The organism is Bradyrhizobium sp. USDA3010 (assembly GCF_056429065.1).
In genome coordinates this window covers 1-22,649 of record NZ_JBWJZD010000045.1, presented here as the reverse complement: position 1 = coordinate 22,649, position 22,649 = coordinate 1, and the positions used below count along the sequence as shown (strand labels likewise).

The window sequence follows — 22,649 nt, the reverse complement described above, 5'->3', positions numbered from 1 at the left end:
GGCCTATCGGAGCTGCGAGGTCACAGACAGGCCGCCCCGAATCAATCACAACGCGAGTTCGCTTCAAAGATTCGTCACACTGCACCCGATTCCACTTTTGGCACAGAAACCTCCGGCCCGCTAACGGCAGGACCAGCCAAGTTCCCGCACTCTACCTCCCGCTGCACGAGCGGAATCATAGTTAGCGGCGCGGTTGTCATCCGGACACTCATTGACACCCGGTAGTATCGCCAATACGGTCATGGTTGCCAAAGCATGAATATTCTTGGCCCGCCGCATTTTTCTCGAACATTCATTGTGTTTTGTCGCGGCGCGAGTGTGTGAAAGCAACTACGAAAATGGCACGGGCATTTGAGCTCGCTGATGCCACGGCTCCGCGAACATCGCGGCTTGCTCGAATTGCAGGCGGCTTGGCGCGATCGCCGGTCGCGGTCGATCAACTTCAACGTGTGACCGGCTTCACACGTCATCGTCCCCAACAATTGTAAATATTGATCGGCTTCCACGCCGGTCGCAGGAGTGCGCATGTCGACCATACCCGCTTATACAATCGGTGGTTTAACGCGCCCCGAACTTCAGCTCGATTCGACCGGTCATATCGTCCTCAATGCGGCCGCCCAAGCGTTCGCCGACACGTATGGTCTGCAATATCTCTACCTCGGCTGCCCTCCCGGCACGCTCTGGCCGCCGATCCAGGGCTTCCTGGCGCCGCCGACCGATGCCAATTCCAGCACCAACACGGTCGTTGAAGGCGCGGCAGCCAACACCTCGGTCGGCATCACCGCGCAGTCGAGCAGCCTGATCGGCCTTCCGGTCACCTATTCGCTGACATCCGATTCCTCCCATGGCGGCTTCAAGGTCGATCCGAACACCGGCGTGATCTCGGTCGCCGATCCCACCAAGGTCGATTTCGAGAGCTCCGGCGGCAGCTACATCGTCAATGTGCAGGCAACCGACGGCATCTTCGCTTCGTCGCAGAGCTTCACGATCGCGGTAAGCAACGCGCCGCCGTCGACACCGGTCGACAGCAACGCCGCCGCCAACGCCGTCAACGAGGGCGCCGCCGTCAATACCCTGGTCGGGATCACCGCATCGTCGGCCGATGTCAACGGTCCCGGCGTCACCTATTCGCTGACCGGCGATACGTCCGGCGGCGGCTTCAAGATCGATCCCAACACCGGCGTCGTCACCGTCGCCGATTCCACCAAACTCGACTTCGAGACCGCGCCGAGCCACGCCTACACCATCACCGTGCAGGCCAGCGACGGCCATGGCGGCTTTAGCTCGCAGAGCTTCACGATCAACGTCAACGACGTTCCGGTCTCTACGCCGGTTGACACCAATCCCGCCGCCAACAGCATCGTCGAAGGCGCCGCCGTCAACACGCTGGTCGGCATCACGGCGTCCGCGGTCGATCCGAACGGTCCAGCAAGCACCTACTCGCTGACCGGCGACACCTCCGGCGGCGGCTTCAAGATCGATCCCAATACCGGCGTCGTCACGGTCGCCGATCCGACCAAGCTCGACTATGAGAGCGCGCCCGGCCACGCCTACACCATCACCGTGCACGCGACCGCCGGCGCGACCTCGTCGACCCAGACCTTCACCATCGGCGTCACCGACGCACCGCCGTCGGCGCCTACCGATACCGACGTCACGGCCAATTCGGTGGTCGAAGGCGCGGCCATCGGTACCGCGGTCGGGATCACCGCCCACGCCACCGACATCAATGGCGGCGCCGTGACCTATTCGCTGGTCGGCGATGCGCACGGCTTCACCATCGACGCTGCGACCGGCATCGTCACTGTCGCCGATCCCACCAAGATCGATTTCGAAACCGCCCCCGGCCACGCCTACACCATCACCGCGCAGGCCAGTGACGGCACGCTGACCAGCACGCAGAATTTCACCATCAACGTCACCGACGTGGCGCCATCGACCCCGGTCGACAGCAACGCCGCTGCCAACACCGTCGTCGAAGGCGCAACCGCCGGCACCGCGGTCGGCATCACCGCGCATGCGGTCGATATCAACGGCCCGGCCGTGACCTATTCGCTGACCGGCGATACCTCCGGCGGCGGCTTCGCGATCGATGCGGCAACCGGCATCATCACCGTCGCCGACCCGACCAAGATCAACTATGAAAGCGCGCCCGGCCACGCCTACACGGTGACGGCGACCGCCAGCGACGGCACGCTCGCGAGTTCGCAGACCTTCACCATCGGCGTCACCAACGCGCCGCCGTCGGCCCCGGTCGACGCCGACGCCAACCCCAATTCGATCGCCGAAGGCGCGGCCAACGGCTCGACGGTCGGCGTCACCGCGTCGACGATCGACGTCAACGGCCCGCCCGTCACTTACTCGCTGGTCGGCGACACCTCCGGCGGCGGCTTCACCATCGACGCGACGACGGGTGTCGTCACCGTCGCCGACGGCACCAAGATCGATTACGAAAGCGCGCCCGGCCACGCCTACACCATCACCGCGCAGGCCAGCGACGGCCAGGGCGGCACCAGCACGCAGAGCTTCACCATCGCTGTCACGGACGTTGCGCCATCGACCCCGGTCGATAGCGACGTCGGCGCCAACACGGTCGTCGAAGGCGCCGCCGCCGGCAGCACGGTCGGCATCACCGCGTCGGCGATCGACGTCAACGGCCCGGCCGTGACCTATTCGCTGGTCGGCGACACCTCGGGTGGCGGCTTCACCATCAACGCGACGACCGGCGTCGTCACCGTCGCCGATCCCGCCAAGATCGATTACGAAACCAGCGGCGCGGCTCACAGCTATACCATTACCGCACAGGCGAGCGACGGCACGCTGGCGAGTTCGCAGACCTTCACCATCGCCGTTACCGACGTTGCGCCGTCGACCCCGGTCGACAGCAACGTCGCCGCCAACAGTGTCGTCGAAGGCGCCGCCGCCGGCAGCACGGTCGGCGTCACCGCGTCATCGACCGACGTCAATGGCCCGGCCGTCACCTATTCGCTGGTCGGCGACACCTCGGGCGGCGGCTTCACCATCAACGCGATAACGGGTGTCATCACCGTCGCCGACCCCACCAAGATCGACTACGAGAGCAGCGGCCCAACCCATTCCTACGCGGTGACCGCGCAAGCCAGCGACGGCACGCTCACGAGCTCGCAGACCTTCGCCATCGCCGTCAACGACGCCCCGCCGTCGACCCCGGTCGATGCCGACGCCATCCCCAATTCGATCGCCGAAGGCGCGGCCAACGGTTCGACCGTCGGCATCACCGCATCGTCAGTCGACGTCAACGGCCCGGCCGTGATCTATTCGCTGATTGGCGACACCTCCGGCGGCGGCTTCACTATCAACGCGGCAACGGGCGTCATCACCGTCGCGGACTCGACCAAGATCGACTACGAAAGCGCGGCCGGGCACGCCTATACCGTCACCGCCCAGGCGAGCGACGGTACGCTCGCGAGCTCGCAGACCTTCACCATCGCCGTTACCGACGTCGCGCCATCGACCCCGGTCGACAGCGACGGCGCCATCAACCGCGTCGCAGTCGGCGCACCGGTCGGCTCGGGAACCGGCGTGACGGCATCCTCGACCGACGTCAACGGCCCAGCAGTGACCTATTCGCTGGTCGGCGACACCTCCGGCGGCGCCTTCACCATCAATGCGGCCACCGGCAAGGTCACGGTCGCCGATCCCACCAAGATTGTCTTCAACCCCGCCAGCCCATCCTACGACATCACGATCGATTCCTCCGACGGCACGCTGCACAGCCAGCAGACCTTCACCATCGCCGTCGTCATCGACGCAGCCCCGGTCGTCACCGCCGGCCACACCCTGAACTACACGGAAAACCAGGTTGCGACCGCGATCGATTCGGCGATCACCGCCACCGATTCCGACAACGCCACGCTCGACCACGCGACGATCCAGATCACCGACCACTATGTGAGCGGCGAGGACGTCCTCGGCTTCGTCAACACCGCCACGATCACCGGCACGTTCGATGCCGCGACCGGAACGCTGACGCTGACCGGTACCGATTCCGTCGCCAACTATCAGGCCGCGCTCGCGTCGGTGACCTATTTCAACACCAGCGACAATCCGTCCGGGCTGGCGCGCACCGTCACGATAACGGCCAATGACGGCACGCTCGACAGCACGCCGGTCACCGACACCATCAACGTCACCCCGGTCAACGATCCGCCCGTCGTCACCGCCGGCCACACGCTGAACTACACCGAGAATCAGATCGCGACGGCGTTCGATCCGGCGATCACGGTAACCGACGTCGACAACACCACGCTGGGCGGCGCGACGGTGCAGATCACCGGCAACTACGCCAACGGCCAGGATATCCTGGGCTTCACCACCATCGGCAACATCACCGGCACGTTCGATGCCGCGACCGGCAAACTGACGTTGACCGGCACCGACACGGTCGCCAACTACCAGGCCGCGCTGGCCTCGGTGACCTATTTCAATGCCAGCGACAACCCGTCGGGCCTGGCGCGCACGGTGACGATAACAGCCAATGACGGCGCCGCGAATTCCACGGCAGTCACCGACACCATCAACGTCACGCCGGTCAACGATCCGCCGGTCACGTCAGCCGGCGGCACGCTGAACTACATCGAGAACCAGGCCGCGACCGCGATCGACACGTCGGTCAACGTGTCCGACGTCGACAGCGCCAACATGGCCAGCGCCACGGTTGCTATTACCGGCGGCTTCGCCGCGGGCCAGGACGTGCTCGGCTTCAACCCCCAGAACGGCATCATCGGATCGTACAACGCCGCGACCGGCGTTTTGACGTTGACCGGCTCCTCCAGCGTCGCGAACTACAAGACCGCGCTCGACTCCATCACCTATTTCAACACCAGCGACAATCCGTCCGGGGCGGATCGTACCGTCAGATTTACGGTCAATGACGGCTCGCTGGACAGCAACACCTCGACCTCGACCATCCATGTCACACCGGTCAACGACGCGCCGGTGATCAGCTTCGGCGCCATCGCCGGATTCACCGAACCGCCGAATGGCACGCCGGCAGCGAACTCGACGCCGGTGACGATCACGCCAAACCTGACGATATCCGACGCCGAAGGCAACAACCTGACCGATGCGACCTTCGTGCTGAACGATCTGAAGCCGTCGGACGCGCTCTCAATCGCGGGGCACGCCGGCACCAGCGGCGACATCGGCGGAATCCACTTCGACATCAGCAGCACCGCCGGAACGGAAACGATCAGCTTCACCGGCACCGACACGCTGGCGCACTACAATGCGGCGCTCGACCTGATCCAGTTCAACAACACCAGCGAAAACCCCGATACCACCGCGCGTTCCTATACCCTGACCGTGCACGATGACGGCGGCACCGCCAACGGCGGCAACAACACCGGGACGGCATCGACGACGGGAAGCGTGACCGCCGTCAACGATGCGCCCACCGCGACGGTGCCGGCGGACAATTCGATCGGCACCGCCTTCTCGCACACCAATCTCACGATCTCCGGCCTGTCGGTCGCCGACGTTGACGCCGGCAGTGGGAACGTCACGGCGACGATCGCCTCAAACCACGCGGCCCTGAGCTTCGACACCACGGGGCTCGCTAGCTTCACCAACAACGCCAGCCACATCGTCACGCTCACCGGCACTATCGCGCAGGTCAATACCGCGCTGGCGACGCTGACCTACAACAGCGACGACGGCTTCACCGGCTCGGATATCGTCACGCTCAACGTCAACGATAACGGTAACACCGGCACACCCGGCGCGCAAACCTCCGGCCCGCAGACCTTCCATGTCGGCGTCGTGCCGCAGGTGTTCTACATCGACAACTCGGCCACCACGAGCCACAACCTCGGCACCCAGGCCGATCCGTACACCTCGATCGCCGCCTTCAACGCGGCGAATCCGGCAGGCTCCGGCGACTATGTCGTGCTCGAGCACGGCACCGGCACCTACAGCGAAGCCAACGGCATCAACCTCGCCAGCGGCGTCAACCTGATCGGCGGCAGCCATACCCTGACGTTCACCAATCCGGTGACCAACGCCACGGTGACCGCGAATGTCGGCTCCGGCACCGATCCGGTCATCCATGTCACCGGTGCCGACAACGGCATCGACCTGCTCGGCACGTCGGGCCACACCATCACCGGCGTCAGCATCGACACCTCGGCCTCGACCGGCATCGGCATCAGCGACGACGGCAACAATGTCGGCACCGTCACGATGTCCGACATCACGGTCAAGACGGCCAGCGGTGCCGGCTTGAGCTTCACCCATGGCGGCACCATCACCGTCACAGGCAGCAACAACACCATCACGTCGACGACCGGCACCGCCCTCGATGTCGAGCACACCAACATCGGCGCCGGCAATCTCACCTTCAAGAGCATTTCGGCGACAGGCTCGTCGGGCAATGCCGGCATCATCCTCGACACGACGGGAACGGCCGGCGGGCTCACGGTCACCGGGACCGGCTCCGCGGGATCCGGTGGCACGATCAACAACAAGACCGGCGGCGATATCCTGAGCGGCACCGACGCCGGCGGGCAAACCACATCCGGCGACGGCGGTACCGGCATTTTCCTGCACAACACCGCCAACGTGTCGCTGACTGACATCACGCTGCACGACTTCAGCAACTTCGCGATCTACGGCAATGGCGTCACCAATTTCACGCTCGCCAACAGCGCGATCAGCGGCACCAACGGCACCACCAATGCCGGCGACCGCGAGGAAAGCAGCATCCGGTTCGACAATCTGCTCGGCACCGCGTCGATCACGGGATCGAGCATTTCGGGCGGCTTCACCCAGAATGTCGATCTCTACAACACCAGCGGCACGCTGAACCGCCTGACCATGGACAGCGACACGTTCGGCCTGATCGGCTCGAGCGGCAACGACAACGTCCTCGGCCAAGTCTACAACTCCGCGACCGCCAACTACACGGTGACCAACAGCACGTTTGCCGGCACGCGGTCCGACTTCATCGCGTTCGCCGCCAACAACAATTCGTCGATGGACGCCGTGGTGCGGAGCAATACCTTCCACAACGGCCAAGCGATCGTTCCCGGCGGCGGCACGGCCGTCCATATCGCCAGCGGATCCGGTGGCCTCGTCTCCGCCGCGGCCACCACGTTCGACATCTCGCACAACATCCTGACCGACGGCGGCACCAACGCCTTCGACACCGTTGGCATCTTCGTCTCGAAAGGCCAGGACAACGGCACGATGTCCGGCACCATCGCCAGCAACGATGTCGGCCCGGCGAAGGTGGGATCCAACTCCGACGGCATCTTCGTCCGCGACGCCGGCGCCGGCAGCCTGACGACGCTGATCCAGAACAACACGATCACCGGCGTCGGCGACGCCGGCATCGCGCTGCAGAATAACGACGGCAGCTCGACCCTCAACGCCACGCTCTACGGCAACTCGGTGTCGTCTCCGACCTCCGCCAGTCCGTTCGCGGCGCTCGATGTCGAGAACGGCGCGACCGCGACCGATACCAGCACGACGAATGTCGTCATCGGCATGGGTGCCGGCGGCACCGGCAGCAAGAACACACTGAACCATAGCACGCTCTACGCCACCGACGTCGAGTTGAGCAATTTCAACGCCAGTACCCATCTGAACCTCTCGAAGAACGGTTCAACATCGGGGACCGCCGCAGGCGTGATCACCGACGACAACACCAGCACCACGGGTGGCATCACCGTCGACACCACGGGCGGCAACGGCACGACGACGCTGGTCAGCACGCTGCCGACGCTGCCCGCAGTGGTCGCGCCGCTGCTTGCCGAAGCGGGCGGCGTTCAGGCGTCGACCCCGAATACGGGCGAGATGTACCTGACGCAGGCCGAGCTCAGTTCCGTGGTGTCGGCGGCGATCACCGAATGGGCGAGTGCGGGCGCCAACGCGACGCAGCTCGCCCTCCTGCATGCCGCGACCTTCAGCATCGCCGACCTCGCCGGCCAGATTGTCGGTCAGGAAGGCGCCTTGCATATCACGATCGATACCGATGCCGCCGGCCGCGGCTGGTTCATCGACCCGAGCCCGGCGGACAATTTCGAGTTCGCCCACGCCGTCAACGCCGCCGGCACCGATCTCCTGACCGATCCGTCGACGGCGGCTGCGGGTCATCTCGATCTGCTGACCACCGTGGTCCACGAACTGGGCCACGTGCTCGGCCTTCCCGACTCGATTTCGCCGTCGGACGCCAACAGCCTGATGTATATCGGCCTCGCCGACGGCGAGCGCCGGCTTCCCACTGCCGCGGACGTCGCCCAATCCAACGCGGCCCTGCAAAAGGCGATGCCGACGCAAGGCACCTCAACCTCGAACCAGCAAACCGCCACTTTGCAGACCACCGGTACGCTCAAGGTGACCAGCGGCGACAGCTTCGACTTCTCGTCATTGATCCAGACGCAGTCGCAGACCAACACAAACCACGTGGATGTGGCCACGAACACCCAGACCTTGTCCGATCTGTTCAGCGGACAGTCCAGTGCCGCGACGCCATGGTGGGTCGGCCACGAGATGACCTACGCCGCCATGGGCGGCAACCCGACCGATCATCTCCAGACCCATCACGATCTGGTGGTTTGATCGAACGGCGCGAGCAACGCTTGCCGGATCGATCCGGCAGGCGTTGCGATTCGGTCGCGCCGCATTCGCATCGGTCGTTGTGGCGAAGCGAACGTCATTGCAACGACATCTGCGCGTCACGCAGCCAGACAAAGAATCACAAAACTCGGACAATCGTTTAGGTTGCGCTTCGCGTAGAACACGCTATCGTGCGTTCGTAATCGCGCGACCGCATTTGCCTTGCATTTTCATTAATTGAGTCACTGACGAGACGGATCGTCTGACGGAGGATCGATGTCCCTACCGTTTCTCTCTGAAATCAGGATGATGTCGTTCAACTTTCCGCCGAAGGGCTGGGCGTTCTGCAACGGGCAGCTGCTGCCGATCAATCAGAACCAGGCGCTGTTCTCGTTGCTCGGCACGATCTATGGCGGCAATGGCCAGACGACCTTCGCGCTGCCCAACCTGCAGGGAAAAGTGCCGCTGCATGCGGGCTCCGGCTTCACGCTCGGGCAAACCGGCGGTGAAACGTCTCACACGCTGTCGATCCCCGAGATGCCCCAGCATCCGCATATTTTTCAGGGCACGACCAACGATGCCGACAATGCCGCGGTCACCAACAATCTGATGGCGACGTCGGCCAATCTCTATACCGCTGCCAGCAATTTGACGACGCTGGCTCCGAGCACCATCGGCGATGCCGGCGGCTCACAGCCGCACGAGAACATGCAGCCCTATCTCACGCTCAGCTTCTGCATCGCGTTGCAGGGCATCTTCCCCTCCCGGACCTGAAGGACGCGCGCCATGGGCCAGCCTTACGTCGGCGAGATTCGCATGTTCGCAGGCAATTTTGCGCCGGTTGGCTGGATGCTCTGCCAGGGACAGATCCTGCCGATCTCCGAATACGACACGTTATTCAATCTGATCGGAACCACCTATGGCGGTGACGGCCAGCAGACATTCGCGCTGCCGAACCTGCAAGGACGGCTGCCGCTGCACCAGGCCAGCGGCTTCGTCATCGGACAGACCGGCGGCTCCGAGCAGGTGACGCTAACTACGCAGCAACTCCCCGTTCACAACCACCCGATGGCGGCGTCCCTGAACAATGCGACCGGCAACACGGTGACCGGCAATGTCGTGGGCGCGGTGGGAGCGACCCAGATCTACCGCGAGGTCGCGGCCGCCTCGCCGATGGCGAGCCAAGCGTGCTCGTTGGTCGGCGGCAGCCAGCCGCACGACAACATGCAACCCTACCTCTGCTACAACTTCATCATTTCACTGTTCGGCGTTTACCCGAGCCAAAACTAGGACGGGACCATGTCTGATCAATTCCTGGCCGAGATCCGCATTTTCCCGTTCGACTTCGCGCCGTTGGGGTGGGCCGTCTGCAACGGGCAACTCATACCGATCTCGCAGAACACCGCACTTTTCTCCCTGCTCGGCACCTTTTATGGCGGCGACGGCAAGAGCAACTTTGCGTTGCCCAACCTGCAAGGCAGCGCGCCGATGCAGCAGGGGCAGAGCTCCACCGGCACTTTCTACGACATCGGACAGTCCGCTGGTACGACGACCGTGACCCTGCTGCAAAGCGAAATGCCCATGCACAACCACGAGGTTCTGGGCAACATCAATCAGTCACAGCTTGCCACGCCCAGTCCGACACGATCCCTTGCACGCGCAAACCCGGGGCAAGCCTACACGGCGACGCTGACCAACGTTTCGCCGTTCTCGGCAACCAGTTCGATCCTGCCGATCGGCGGCAGCCAACCCCACAATAACCTGATGCCCTATCTCACCTTGAATTTCTGCATCGCGTTGCAGGGCATTTTCCCGCCGCGCAGCTAGAGCGTTTTCGAGCGAAGTGGACACCGGTTCGCGTGAAGAAAACGCGTCAAAACGAGAATCTAGAGCTCCGTTCCGATTCAATCGGAACGGAAAAGGCTCTAGACCGGCCATGACGGATGGTTTGAGCACCGATGCGGCTGCGGCGGCGTTCGGATGGACGCGCGCCGCGGATGCCGGCCTGAGCTTCCGTCGTATCGCTGATGCCGATTTGCCCTTCCTGTCGCGGCTCTATGCTTCGACGCGCACCGATGAACTGGCGGTGACACCGTGGAGCGCGGAGCAGAAGGCCGCCTTCCTGGCGATGCAGTTCCAGGCGCAGCATGCGCATTACCAGCAGCACTATCCGACGGCCGACCGGCTGGTGACGATGCGCGATGGAGAGGATATCGGCCGCCTCTATGTCGACCGCTGGCCGAGCGAGCATTGCGTCATCGATATCGCGCTCCTGCCCGAGCATCGCGGATCGGGTCTCGGCGGCGCGCTGATGCGCGACCTGCTCGACGAGGCCGCCGGCGCAGGCAAGGCGATGTCAATCCATGTCGAGAAGTTCAATCCGGCGATGCGGCTCTACCGCCGGCTCGGTTTCGTCACCGAGGAAGACAAGGGCGTCTACGACCTGATGCGCTGGCGCGGGACCGCAGCTTCCGGCCATCAGGTGAAGACCGCCTGATAGCCGTTGCCGTCTCCGAGCGGGCCGATCGGCACCAGGAAGATCTCGATCACGCCGAGCGCCGGATGCCGCACCGGATAGATCGCCTGCGGCAACCAGGCACCCTTCGGCGTCGTGAACAGCAGCGAGAACGCACCGCCGGGCCGGCCGCTGTTGCCCGCAGCCTCGACCTTGGCGAGCTTCAGCGCCACGACGCCTTCCGCCGTCTGCATCTCGAACTCGGCGTCCCGATGCGGCATGAAGTCGTCAATATGCAGGTTGGCCAGATCGACGGTGGATGACATGCGCACGTCCCGGTTGCTTTTCGCAGCTGTAACATACCCCGCGGCTCCGCCGTCAAGATTTCTGCCGTCACCCGCTCTCTGAACCCGTCATTCCCCGGTGCGCAATTGCGCACCGGGGAATGACGAGTGGATGGAAGCGTTGCCCCTGCCACTGATTTGCCCGACGGCGTTACACCTGTGGTCCTAGGCCTGTGCTTTCTGTTGCACAGGGCCCATGGGTGCGATCGGCACCCGGCTTTCCCTGCGCCCTCTGCTCAGGAGGAGGGCAAGTAAACGCAAGACTCGTGCGCATCGCGCCGCGAGGATGCGGAAGCATGACTCACAGAATGCGCAACACACTCGGCGTCGTCCTGGCGAAGGCCAGGACCCATTACCCCAAACCTCAATTGCTGCGCGACGCTGGGCCCGCGGTCCCTTTCATCACCAAATGCGGTGGTTGTGGGTTCCGGCCTTCGCCGGGACGACTGCGGTGAACGCGGAGCCTCCGACCGTGCAAGCCCTGATGACGGCCCCGATTTCCTCCGCTAACCTCCCGGCAAAGGGCCGCCGGCAAGGCGGGCCATCTTGAGGGAGGAGAGCCGCGTGCATCGAGGCCGTGTCGTATTCGGCGCCATGGACGAGGTCGTGTTCGGGCGGCCCGCCCGTGAGGCCATCGTCGAGCAACTGGACCGGCTGGGCGCCCAGCGCGCCTTCCTGATGGTGTCAGGTACGCTGAACCGCGAAACCGACGAGATCGAAAAGGTCCGTCAGGCGCTCGGCGCCCGCTGTGCCGGCACGTTCGACCAGATGCCGGCGCACACGCCGCGCGCCGCGGTGATCGCGGCGGCGGAACAGGCGCGCGATGCGAAGGCCGATCTGATCGTCACCATCGGCGGCGGTTCGATCACCGACGGCGCCAAGGCGGTGCAGCTTTGTCTCGCCAACAATGTCACGACATCCGACGGCATCGACACGATCCGCACCCGTGGCGGCGTCTCGCCCGAGATGAATCCTCCGACCGTGCGCCAGATCAGCGTGCCGACCACGATCGCCGGCGGCGAGTTCTCGTCGATCGCCGGCGTCACCAACGAGGCCAAGCGGCAGAAGGAGATGCTGCGCCATCCCCTGGTGATGCCGCGCGCCACCATCCTCGATCCGGAACTCTCGGTGCACACGCCGGACTGGCTGTTCCTCTCGACCGGCATCCGCGCGGTCGATCATTGCGTCGAAGGCATCTGCTCGCGCGAGGCGCATCCTTACGGCGATGCGCAGGCGCTGAAGGGGCTGGAGATGCTGGCGCAGGGCCTGCCGCGGGTGAAGGCCGATCCGAAGGACATCCCGGCGCGGATGGATTGCCAGATCGGCACCTGGCTCTCGACCGGTCCGCTCGCCTCCGGCGTGCCGATGGGCGCGAGCCACGGCATCGGCTACGTGCTCGGCGCCGAGTTCGACGTGCCGCACGGCTACACGTCCTGCGTGATGCTGCCGGCGGTGATGCGCTGGAACAAGCGCGACAATGCCGACCGGCAGGCGCTGGTCGTGGCCGCGATGGGGCATCCGGGTGCGGACGCCGGCGACGTGCTCGACCGTTTCATCCGCGACCTCGGCATGCCGCGCAGCCTGAGGGAGGTCAATGTCGGCCCTGAGCATTTCGACCGCATCGCGGCGGGTGCGATGCGCACGCCCTGGGTGCCGCGCAATCCGCGCAAGATCGACGGTCCATCCCAGGTCCGCGAGATTCTGATGATGGCCGCTTAAGGGATGATCCGGAAAAGTGCGAAGCGGTTCTCCGACAAGATCATGCTCAAACAGGAAGCAAAGTAACACTGAGGGGAGATCTGAGCTTCGATGTACACCGGCAAGCATGCTTACCTGCGCCCGCTGCAACCGGCCTTCATCATGGCCGGGACCGGCGAGATCGTCACCTATCGCGAGCTCGAGGCACGCAGCAACCGCCTCGCGCATCTGTTCCGCAACCGCGGCATGAAGCGGCTCGACCACTATTCGATCTTCATGGAAAACAACAACCGCTACCTCGAGGCCTGCGGCGCCGGGGAACGTTCCGGCCTCTACTTCACCTGCGTCAATTCCTACCTCACCGCCGGCGAGCTCGCCTACATCCTGACCAACAGCCAGTCGCGGATCCTGATCACCTCGAAGCTGAAACTCGACATCGCGCGCGAGGCTCTGAAGGAGTGCCCGCAGGTCGAGCTCTGCATCGTGGTCGACGGCGACGGTGAGAGCGATCGCATCGTCGGACTGCAACAGGCGACCGCCGGCCTGCCGGCGACGCCGATCGCCGACGAATATGCGGGCACCGCGATGCTCTATTCGTCCGGCACGACCGGCCGGCCGAAGGGCATCGTGCGGCCGCTACCCGAGCAGCCGCCGTCGCAAAACCTTCCGCTGTTCGATTTCCTAACCAAGCTCTGGCACTACCGCGCGGGCATGGTCTATCTGTCGCCGGCGCCGCTCTATCACTCGGCGCCGCAGGCCGCGGTCAATCTCACTATCCGGATGGGCGGCACCGTCGTCATCATGGAGAGCTTCGATCCCGAGCGCTATCTCCAGCTGGTCGAAAAATGGGGCATCACCCACAGCCAGCTGGTGCCGACGATGTTCTCGCGCCTGCTGAAGCTGCCCGAGGAGGTTCGCACCCGCTACGATCTGTCGACGCTCGAGATCGCGATCCATGCCGCGGCGCCCTGCCCGGCGCTGGTCAAGGACGACATGATCAAATGGTGGGGCCCGATCATCCACGAATATTACGGCGCGACCGAGGGCCTCGGCTTCACCGCCTGCAACAGCGAGGAATGGCTCGCGCATCGCGGCACCGTCGGCAAGGTGCTGCTCGGCGACCTGCATATCCTCGACGAGAACATGCAGCCCTGCCCGAAGGGCACGCCGGGCACGGTGTGGTTCAAGACCGCGACGCCGTTCGAATATTTCAACGATCCGGCCAAGACCAGCGAAGCACGCTCGGCGGACGGCAGCATGAGCACGGTCGGCGACGTCGGCTATGTCGACGACGACAACTTCCTCTATCTGACCGACCGCGCCACCTTCATGATCATCTCCGGCGGCGTGAACATCTACCCGCAGGAATGCGAAAATCTCCTGATCACCCATCCCAAGGTCGCCGACGCCGCGGTGTTCGGCGTGCCCAATATCGATCTCGGCGAGGAGGTGAAAGCGGTGGTGCAGCCGGTCGACGGCGTCGCGCCGGGGCCGGAACTCGCCGAGGAGCTGATCGCGTTCTGTGCAAGCGCGCTGTCGCGCCAGAAGGTGCCGCGCTCGGTCGATTTCGAAACCGAGCTGCCGCGGCTGCCAACCGGAAAACTCTACAAGCGACTCCTGCGCGATCGCTATTGGGGCAACAAGACCTCGCGGATCGTGTGAACACGTGATGCGGCGAGCCGGACCGTCGCAGCCATGGACGCCGGGCGGCGTAACGGACTCGCGCCTCGCGCGGATTTCGCGCTATGCTCCGGGATCGCAAGCCAGCTTCGCCGGAGGCCGCCATGCCGTCGCCCCAACCGCGCGAGCCCGAGCCGGTACAGGCCGGAAGGCTCGAATTCACCGCCGCCGAGATCGGTGCGCTCGCCCATCTCTATCGTGGCGAGGTCTACCGCAGTACGGTCTGGCGCACCCGCCTCGACAGCTCGACCAACTGGGCGGTGGTCACGACCGGCATCGCGCTGTCGGCGACCTACAGCAGCGCGGAAGCTTCGCCCTTGCCGATGGTGCTGGTCGGGCTGCTGGTCACGGTGTTTCTGTTGTTCGAGGCGCGGCGTTATCGCTACTTCAACGTCTGGCGCGCCCGCGCGCGGTTGCTCGAAACCGATTTCTACGCGCCGATGATCCGCGGCGAGGGTCCCTCGCCGGGCTCGGCCTGGACCGAGCTGCTAGCCAACGACTACCGCCACCCGAGCTATCACATCAGCCTTGCCCGGGCGATCGGCCGACGGCTGCGCCGGACCTATGGCTGGATCTTCGCGATCCAGGCCATCGCCTATTACGGCAAGCTGGCGATCCACCCGCTGCCGCTGACCACGATCAGCGAGATCTGGGACCGCGCCGCGATCGGCCCAATTCCCGGAGCCATCGTGGTTCTGGCCGGCGTCGCCTTCCATTCCAGCTGGGCGCTGTTCGCCTTCGTCACGCATCGCATGGAGGTCGCCGACCGGCGGACGCGGCACAAACTGATCGCGATGGGCTGAGGCGGCGCGAGCCGCGTTGCCGCTGGCAGGCTTTTCCCCTAACCTCGCCTCAACAAGAAACGTCAGAGAGGATTTGCCGATGGAAGTGATCCCACTGCGCGAGGGATTCGGAGCCGAACTGCGCGGCGTCACGCTTTCGGATGTTACCGCCAGCGATGCCGCCTATGCCGCGGTGCGCGCGGCGTTCGAGGAACACTCGGTGCTGGTGTTCCGCGGCCAGGAGGTCAGCGACGACATCCAGCTCGCCTTCTCGCGCCGCTTCGGTCCGCCTGAGACGACCAAGGTCGGTTCGATGGGCACCGGCTCGCATTTCGTGATCCTCTCGACCTTCGGACCTGACGGCAAGGTGGTTCCCTCCGACCATCGGCAGCAACTGCGCGCCAGGGCCAACCAGCTCTGGCACACCGACTCCTCCTTCAAGCGCGTGCCGGCGCTGACCTCGATCCTGTCCGCGCGCATCATCCCCGAACATGGCGGCGAGACCGAGTTCGTCTCGATGCGGCTGGCCTTCGAGCGGCTCGACAAGGATGTGGCCAAGCGGCTGGAGAACTCCTTCGCCTGGCACTCCTACGCGCATTCGCGCAGCAAGGTGGCCACCGGGCTCGCGACGTCGGAGGAAGTCGACGCGCTGCCGCCGGTGTGCTGGCGCATGGTCTGGCGCAATCCCGTCAACGGCCGCGGCGCGCTGTATCTCGCCTCCCACGCCTATTGCGTCGAGGGCATGGATGCCGATGCCGGCAAGGCGCTGATCGAGCAGCTGACCGAAGCCGCCACCGCGCCCGGCGTCAGCTATCTGCACCAGTGGAAGCAGGGCGACGTCGTGATGTGGGACAACCGCGCCACCATGCATCGCGGCCGCCCCTGGCCGGCGCATGAGGGCCGCCTGATGATCCGCACCACGATCTCGGCGACCGAGGCCGACGGTGTCGCGAACATGCAGCCGCCCTCAACGCAGGCGGCGGAGTGACCGCGATGTTCTTATCGTACCGTCATCCTGAGGAGCGCGAGGCGCGTCTCGAAGGATCGACGGCCCGGCTGGTGGCCGTGCATCCTTCGAGGCTCGCCCAGTGGCGCAATTGCGCCGCAAGGCTCGCACCTCCAGCGACAAAGGCGAAGCCTTTGCGCGGGGATGGCGGGGAAAGTTTGGGATCCGCAGATCATATTGGCGACAAACTGTCGCTGATTGCGGACTGCTTCACGTCACACGTATCGGCGTTAGCGATCGGAATTGCATAGCGAAACAGACTGAGTTCCCCGCAATCACAGCCATTATCCCCCGTTCGTGGAAATTTTAATGCTGCCACGTCATCCGAATTGCCAATCCCCACACGGCCCTCGCTGGTTGCCCGACAGCCTCACCGTGGTATCGTCGATGCCAATCGGCCATTGAGACCGAAATTCGTGGAGGGGACCATGCGGAGCGTGCAAGCGCTGGCCGTCGCGGTGTTGTCTGTGCTGACCATCAGCGACGTTTCACGCGCAGCCGAGCCGAAATCCGGCGGCATCTTCAGGATCTATCACCGCGACAGCCCCGGCAGCGCCTCGATCCATGAGGGCGCGACCTATTCGGTGAACATTCCGTTCATGCCGATCTTCAACAACCTCGTCGTCTTCGATCAGCACATCGCGCAAAACAGCGCCAGCACGATCCGGCCTGAGCTTGCGGAGAGCTGGGCCTGGAGCGGCGACAACAAGACGCTGACCTTCAAGCTGCGCCAGGACGTGAAGTGGCACGACGGCAAGCCGTTCACCGCGGCCGACGTCAAATGCACCTTCGACATGCTGATGGGCAAGTCGCAGCAGAAGTTCCGGCAAAACCCGCGCAAGTCCTGGTACGACCAGGTCGACGAGGTCACCACCAACGGCGACTATGAGGCGTCGTTCAAGCTGAAGCGGCCGCAGCCCGCGCTCTTGTCGCTGCTCGCCTCAGGCTATTCGCCGGTCTATCCCTGCCATGTGTCGCCGGCGGAGATGCGCACCAAGCCTGTTGGCACCGGCCCGTTCAAGTTCGTCGAGTTCAGGGCCAACGAATCGATCAAGCTCACCAAGAACCCCGATTACTTCAAGAAGGGCCTGCCCTATCTCGACGGCATCGAGTTCACCATTATCACCAACCGCTCGACGGCGATCCTCGGCTTCGTGTCGGGCAAGTTCGACATGACGTTCCCGACCGAGGTCTCGATTCCGCTGCTGAAGGACGTCAAGTCGCAGGACCCGAAGGCGGTCTGTGTGGTGGAACCGAACAATGTCTCCACCAACATCATCATCAATTCGAGCGGACCGCCGTTCGACAATCTCGACATCCGCCGCGCGCTGGCGCTGGCGCTCGATCGCAAGGCGTTCATCCAGATCATGTTCGAGGGCCAGGGCGACATCGGCGGCACCATGGAGCCGGCACCCGACGGCTTGTGGGCGATGCCGAAAGAGATGCTGGAGCAGATCCCCGGCTACGGTCCCGACATCGAGAAGAACCGCGAGGAAGCCCGCAAGCTGATGCAGAAGGCGGGCTATGGCCCGGACAAGCACCTGCAGATCAAGGTGTCGACCCGCAACATCGCGGTCTACCGCGATCCCGCGATCATCCTGATCGACCAAATCAAGAGCATCTACATCGACGCCGAGCTCGACGTCGTCGACACCGCGCAGTGGTTCCCGAAGATCGCGCGCAAGGACTATTCGCTCGGCCTCAACCTGACCGGCAATGCCGTCGACGAGCCCGACCAGTCCTTCTACGAGAACTATGCCTGCGGCTCGGAGCGGAACTACACCAATTATTGCAACAAGGACATCGAGAAGCTGTTCGACCAGCAGTCCGAGGAGACCAACCTCGACAAGCGCAAGAAGCTGGTCTGGGAGATCGACAAGAAGCTGCAGGAAGACGTCGCGCGTCCGATCATCTTCCATGCCCGCACCGGCACTTGCTGGAAGCCTTACGTGAAGAATGTCACGATCATGTCCAACAGCTCCTATAACGGCTATCGCTACGAAGACGTCTGGCTGGACAAGTAGCGAAGCGTTTTCGAGCGAAGTGGACGCCGGCGCGCGTCAGGAAAACGCGTCAAGAGAAGATTCGGGATCAGGGAGAGAGCCAGGGTGTTTGCCTATATCGTGCGGCGGCTGTTCCTGATGCTCGTGACCCTGTTCGGGATCTCGGTCATCATATTCGTGCTGCTGCGCGTCGTTCCGGGCAACATCGTCGATATCCTGTTCGACGCTGCAGGGTTCGTCGATCCCGCCGACAAGGCCAATCTCGAGCGCGAGCTCGGCCTGAGCCAGCCGATCGTGATCCAGTATCTGCACTGGATCGACGGCCTGCTGCGCGGCGACCTCGGCTATTCCTATGTCTCGGAGAAGCCGGCGCTGGAGGAGATCCTGCCGCGGATTCCGATCACCGCGCGGCTTGCTGGACTGGCGCTATTGTTCTCCGCCTCGATCGGCATTCCGCTCGGCGTCATCAGCGCCGTGCACCAGGGCTCGAAGCTGGATTATGCGCTGCGCGTCGTCAGCCTCAGCGGCCTGTCGCTGCCGTCATTCTGGCTCGGCCTCTTGATCCTGATGGCCTCGGTCTCGCTGTTCGGCACCATGCCGATCTTCAATCCGAACCCGAAGACCTGGCTCGAGGCGCTGACCATCTATGCGGTGCCGGCGATGGCGGTCGGCTTTCGCAGCGCGGCGCTGACCATGCGCATCACCCGCTCCTCGATGCTGGAGATCCTGCGCCAGGACTACATCCGCACCGCGCGCGCCAAGGGCGCCTCCGAGGCCTCCGTGAACTACCACCACGCGCTGAAGAATGCCGTGCTGCCGGTCATCACCGTGATCGGCATCGAGGCCGCATTCCTGATCGGCGGCCTTATCGTCACCGAGACCGTGTTCAACATCCCCGGCATCGCCCGCTTCCTGGTCGAGGCGCTGCGCTGGCGTGATTACCCGATCGTGCAGAATCTCGTGATGTTCATCGCGGTCGTCGTCGTGGTCGTGAATTTCATCGTCGATATGCTCTATGCGGCGATCGATCCGCGCATCCGGTTTGGAGACTAGCCCGATGGCGACGATCAATTTCGACAGCGAACTGCGACGCGCCGGAGCCAACGCCACCGGCGGCTGGGGGCGGCTTGCATTCCTCGCGCAGCGCCACGTGCTCGGCACCATCGGCCTGATCATCATGCTGTCGTTCGTGCTGACCGCGATCTTCGCCAACGTGATCAGCCGCTACGATCCACTTACCGTCGATTCCGCCCACCGGCTCGCCGCACCCTCCACGCTGCACTGGTTCGGCACCGATTCCTTCGGCCGCGACGTCTGGAGCCGCATCGTCCATGGCGCGCGGATCTCGCTTGCGGTCGGCATCGGCTCCACGACGCTCGGCGCCACGCTCGGCGTCATTGTGGGTCTCACCTCCGGCTATCTCTCCGGCTGGGTCGACCTTGTGTTCCAGCGCGTGACCGACATCCTGCAATCGCTGCCGCTCCTGGTGCTCGCGCTGGTGATGACCGCGGCGCTCGGCCCGTCGCTGCCGAACGTGATCCTTGCCATCGCCATTCCCCTGATCCCGACGGTTGCCCGCGTGATCCGCGCCAACACGCTGGCGCTGCGCGAGCAGCCGTTCGTGGAGGCCGCCAAATCGATCAGCATGAGCGAGACGCGGATCGCGCTGCGCCATGTGCTGCCGAACACCATCGCCCCGCTAATCGTGCTGGCCACCGCGCAGCTCGGCTCGACCATCCTCACCGAGGCGTCGCTGTCGTTCCTCGGCCTCGGAATCCCCGAGCCGTATCCGTCCTGGGGCCGTATGCTGTCGGAATCCGCCGCTGAATATGTCCGCACGGCGCCGTGGCTCGTGATCTTTCCTGGTATCGCGATCAGTCTCGCGGTGTTCGGTACCAATCTGTTCGGCGACGCGCTGCGTGACATCCTCGATCCGAGGCAGCGCGGCTGATGAGCGAGACTATTTCGGCAGAGACGGTTCTCGACGTGAAGAACCTGCAGACGGTGTTCTTCACCAATTCGGGCCTGTTCCGCGCGGTCGACGACGTCTCGTTCTCGGTCCGCCGCGGCGAGACCCTGGCGATCGTCGGAGAATCCGGCTGCGGCAAGAGCGTCAGCGCGCTCTCGATCATGCGCCTGGTGCCCGATCCGCCCGGTCGCATCATTGGCGGCTCGGTGACGCTCGAGGGCACCGATCTGCTGAAGCTCGACGATGCCGCGATGCGCGCCATCCGGGGCAACCGCATCTCCATGATCTTCCAGGAGCCGATGACCTCGCTCAACCCGGTGATGCGGATCGGCGACCAGATCACCGAGGCGGTGCGCCTGCATCGGAAGATGAGCAGCAAGGAGGCGTGGGCGCAGGCGGTCGACATGCTGCGACTGGTGCGGATTCCGGAGCCGGAGCGTCGTGCGCAGGAATACCCGCATCAGCTCTCCGGCGGCATGCGCCAGCGCGCCATGATCGCGATGGCACTGGCCTGCCGCCCGGCGCTCCTGATCGCGGACGAGCCGACCACCGCGCTCGACGTCACCATCCAGGCGCAGATCCTCGCGCTGATCGTCGATTTGCAGCAGCGGCTCGGCACCGGGCTGATCCTGATCACCCATGACCTCGGCGTCGTCGCGCAGACCGCGCAGCGCGTGATCGTGATGTATGCCGGCAAGAAGGTCGAGGAGGCGACCGTCGAGTCCTTGTTCGAGACGCCGCTGCATCCCTATACGCGCGGACTGATGGCCTCGATGCCGGCGGTGATCGCGCTCGGGGCGAAGACCGATGCGCGACTGACCGAAATTCCCGGCATGGTGCCGTCGCTGACCAATCTGCCGCCCGGCTGTGCCTTCGCGCCGCGCTGCAAACTCGCGATCGACCGCTGCCTCAAGGAGTATCCGCCGCTCGACGAGGTCAAGAGCAAGCACTGGGCGGCATGCTGGCGCGCCGGCGAGATGGTGGAGGCGCCATGACCGAGCAACGCCCGCTCCTCGAGGTGATCGATCTCGTCAAGCACTACGCGGTGCGCGGCGGCGTGCTGCGCCGTCAGGTCGGCACCGTTCACGCAGTCGACGGCGTCAGCTTTTCGCTCGGCGCCGGCGAGACGCTCGGGCTGGTCGGGGAATCCGGCTGCGGCAAGTCGACGGTGGCGCGCACCGTGCTGCGGCTGGTCGAGCCGACCAGCGGCGCAATCAGGCTGGACGGCGAGGACATCGCACCGCTCAGCAAGAGTGCGCTGCGGCCGTACCGCCGCTCGATGCAGATCGTGTTCCAGGACCCGTTCGCCTCGCTCAATCCACGCATGACGGCCGGCGACATCGTCGGTGAGCCCCTGATCGTGCATGGGCTCGCGACCGGCGCGAAGAAGCAGGAGCGCGTCGCGGAGCTGTTCCAGCAGGTCGGCCTCCGGCCCGACCAGATGAAGAACTTTCCGCATCAATTCTCCGGCGGGCAGCGTCAGCGCATCTGCATCGCCCGTGCGCTGTCGCTCGGCCCGCGGCTGATCGTCTGCGACGAGCCGGTCTCCGCGCTGGACGTCTCGATCCAGGCGCAGGTGATCAATTTGTTGATCGACCTGCAGCGCAAGCAGAACTTCTCCTACCTGTTCATCGCGCACGATCTCGCGGTCGTCGCCCATATCAGCCACCGCGTGGCCGTGATGTATCTCGGCCGCATTGTCGAGATCGCCGACAAGCACGAGCTGTTCGCCAATCCGCGGCATCCCTACACCCAGGCGCTGCTCGCCTCGGTGCCGATCGCCGACCCCAAGGCGAGGCGGCTGACGCCGATGATCGACGGCGACGTGCCGAGCCCGATCAACCCGCCGCCTGGCTGCGCCTTCCACACCCGTTGCCGCTACGCGATCGATCGCTGCAAGACCGAACGACCCACGCTGCAGGCGGCCGGCACGGGGCACCAGGTCGCCTGCTGGCTGAATGACGGGACGGGGCGAACTGAATAGCTCTGGTGTCGTCCCTGCGAAAGCAGGGACCCATATGTGGACGGCCCCCGTGGCACAAGAGCGTTCTGGGCTTGGTCGGATCGCTGTCATCCATATGTCCGGCCTGTTTGATGCGATCGTGTTGATCGCTGGG

At 64.5% G+C, this 22,649-nt stretch carries 15 protein-coding genes; 14 read left to right on the top strand and 1 reads right to left on the bottom strand.

Annotation, left to right across the window (positions count from 1 at the left end; all coding sequences use genetic code 11):
* Nucleotides 1–525: 525 nt before the first annotated feature.
* The 5 genes from AC066Y_RS37930 (at nt 526) to AC066Y_RS37910 (ending at nt 11,092) form a co-directional block, all read left to right on the top strand.
* Nucleotides 526–8,598 (top strand): cadherin domain-containing protein, encoded by an 8,073-nt coding sequence (locus AC066Y_RS37930; protein WP_478278317.1) that lies wholly within the window; start codon nt 526–528, stop codon nt 8,596–8,598.
* 273 nt (nt 8,599–8,871) lie between these two features.
* Entirely contained in the window at nt 8,872–9,369 is a 498-nt protein-coding gene (locus AC066Y_RS37925) for a phage tail protein (RefSeq protein ID WP_478278316.1), read from the top strand.
* Nucleotides 9,370–9,381: 12 nt separating this feature from the next.
* Nucleotides 9,382–9,885, top strand: coding sequence for a phage tail protein (locus AC066Y_RS37920; protein WP_478278315.1), 504 nt, complete (start codon nt 9,382–9,384; stop codon nt 9,883–9,885).
* Nucleotides 9,886–9,894: 9 nt separating this feature from the next.
* Nucleotides 9,895–10,422 carry a phage tail protein gene (locus AC066Y_RS37915; protein ID WP_478278314.1) on the top strand — a complete coding sequence of 176 codons (528 nt, stop codon included), beginning with the start codon at nt 9,895–9,897 and terminating at the stop codon, nt 10,420–10,422.
* Between the two features lie 109 nt (nt 10,423–10,531).
* Nucleotides 10,532–11,092: an N-acetyltransferase family protein gene (locus AC066Y_RS37910; protein ID WP_478278313.1), complete on the top strand. Its 561-nt coding sequence runs from the start codon at nt 10,532–10,534 to the stop codon at nt 11,090–11,092.
* On the opposite strand, the gene AC066Y_RS37905 is transcribed toward AC066Y_RS37910, so the two are convergent.
* Nucleotides 11,074–11,376, bottom strand: coding sequence for a DUF6916 family protein (locus tag AC066Y_RS37905; protein WP_478278312.1), 303 nt, complete (start codon nt 11,374–11,376; stop codon nt 11,074–11,076). The genes AC066Y_RS37910 and AC066Y_RS37905 overlap by 19 nt on opposite strands.
* A gap of 582 nt (nt 11,377–11,958) precedes the next feature.
* Between AC066Y_RS37905 and AC066Y_RS37900 the strand changes: the two genes are divergently transcribed.
* The 9 genes from AC066Y_RS37900 to AC066Y_RS37860 all read left to right on the top strand — a co-directional run bounded on the left by AC066Y_RS37900 (nt 11,959) and on the right by AC066Y_RS37860 (nt 22,516).
* Nucleotides 11,959–13,113 carry an iron-containing alcohol dehydrogenase gene (locus AC066Y_RS37900; protein WP_478278311.1) on the top strand — a complete coding sequence of 385 codons (1,155 nt, stop codon included), beginning with the start codon at nt 11,959–11,961 and terminating at the stop codon, nt 13,111–13,113.
* Nucleotides 13,114–13,203: 90 nt separating this feature from the next.
* Entirely contained in the window at nt 13,204–14,754 is a 1,551-nt protein-coding gene (locus AC066Y_RS37895; RefSeq protein ID WP_478278310.1) for an AMP-binding protein, read from the top strand.
* A gap of 122 nt (nt 14,755–14,876) precedes the next feature.
* Complete coding sequence (locus tag AC066Y_RS37890) at nt 14,877–15,575, top strand: DUF2270 domain-containing protein (protein ID WP_478278309.1); 699 nt, start codon at nt 14,877–14,879, stop codon at nt 15,573–15,575.
* A gap of 79 nt (nt 15,576–15,654) precedes the next feature.
* A complete protein-coding gene (locus AC066Y_RS37885) occupies nt 15,655–16,542 on the top strand; it encodes a TauD/TfdA dioxygenase family protein (protein WP_478278308.1) in 888 nt (295 codons plus the stop codon).
* Between the two features lie 446 nt (nt 16,543–16,988).
* Entirely contained in the window at nt 16,989–18,584 is a 1,596-nt protein-coding gene (locus tag AC066Y_RS37880) for an ABC transporter substrate-binding protein (RefSeq protein ID WP_478278307.1), read from the top strand.
* Nucleotides 18,585–18,668: 84 nt separating this feature from the next.
* Nucleotides 18,669–19,616, top strand: coding sequence for an ABC transporter permease (locus tag AC066Y_RS37875; RefSeq protein WP_478278306.1), 948 nt, complete (start codon nt 18,669–18,671; stop codon nt 19,614–19,616).
* Between the two features lie 4 nt (nt 19,617–19,620).
* The gene (locus tag AC066Y_RS37870) at nt 19,621–20,514 is read left to right on the top strand and encodes an ABC transporter permease (RefSeq protein ID WP_478278305.1); all 894 of its coding nucleotides are present in this window, start codon (nt 19,621–19,623) and stop codon (nt 20,512–20,514) included.
* Nucleotides 20,514–21,527, top strand: coding sequence for an ABC transporter ATP-binding protein (locus AC066Y_RS37865; protein WP_478278304.1), 1,014 nt, complete (start codon nt 20,514–20,516; stop codon nt 21,525–21,527). The genes AC066Y_RS37870 and AC066Y_RS37865 overlap by 1 nt, the downstream gene beginning before the upstream one ends.
* A complete protein-coding gene (locus AC066Y_RS37860) occupies nt 21,524–22,516 on the top strand; it encodes an ABC transporter ATP-binding protein (RefSeq protein WP_478278303.1) in 993 nt (330 codons plus the stop codon). The genes AC066Y_RS37865 and AC066Y_RS37860 overlap by 4 nt, the downstream gene beginning before the upstream one ends.
* Nucleotides 22,517–22,649 lie beyond the last annotated feature (133 nt).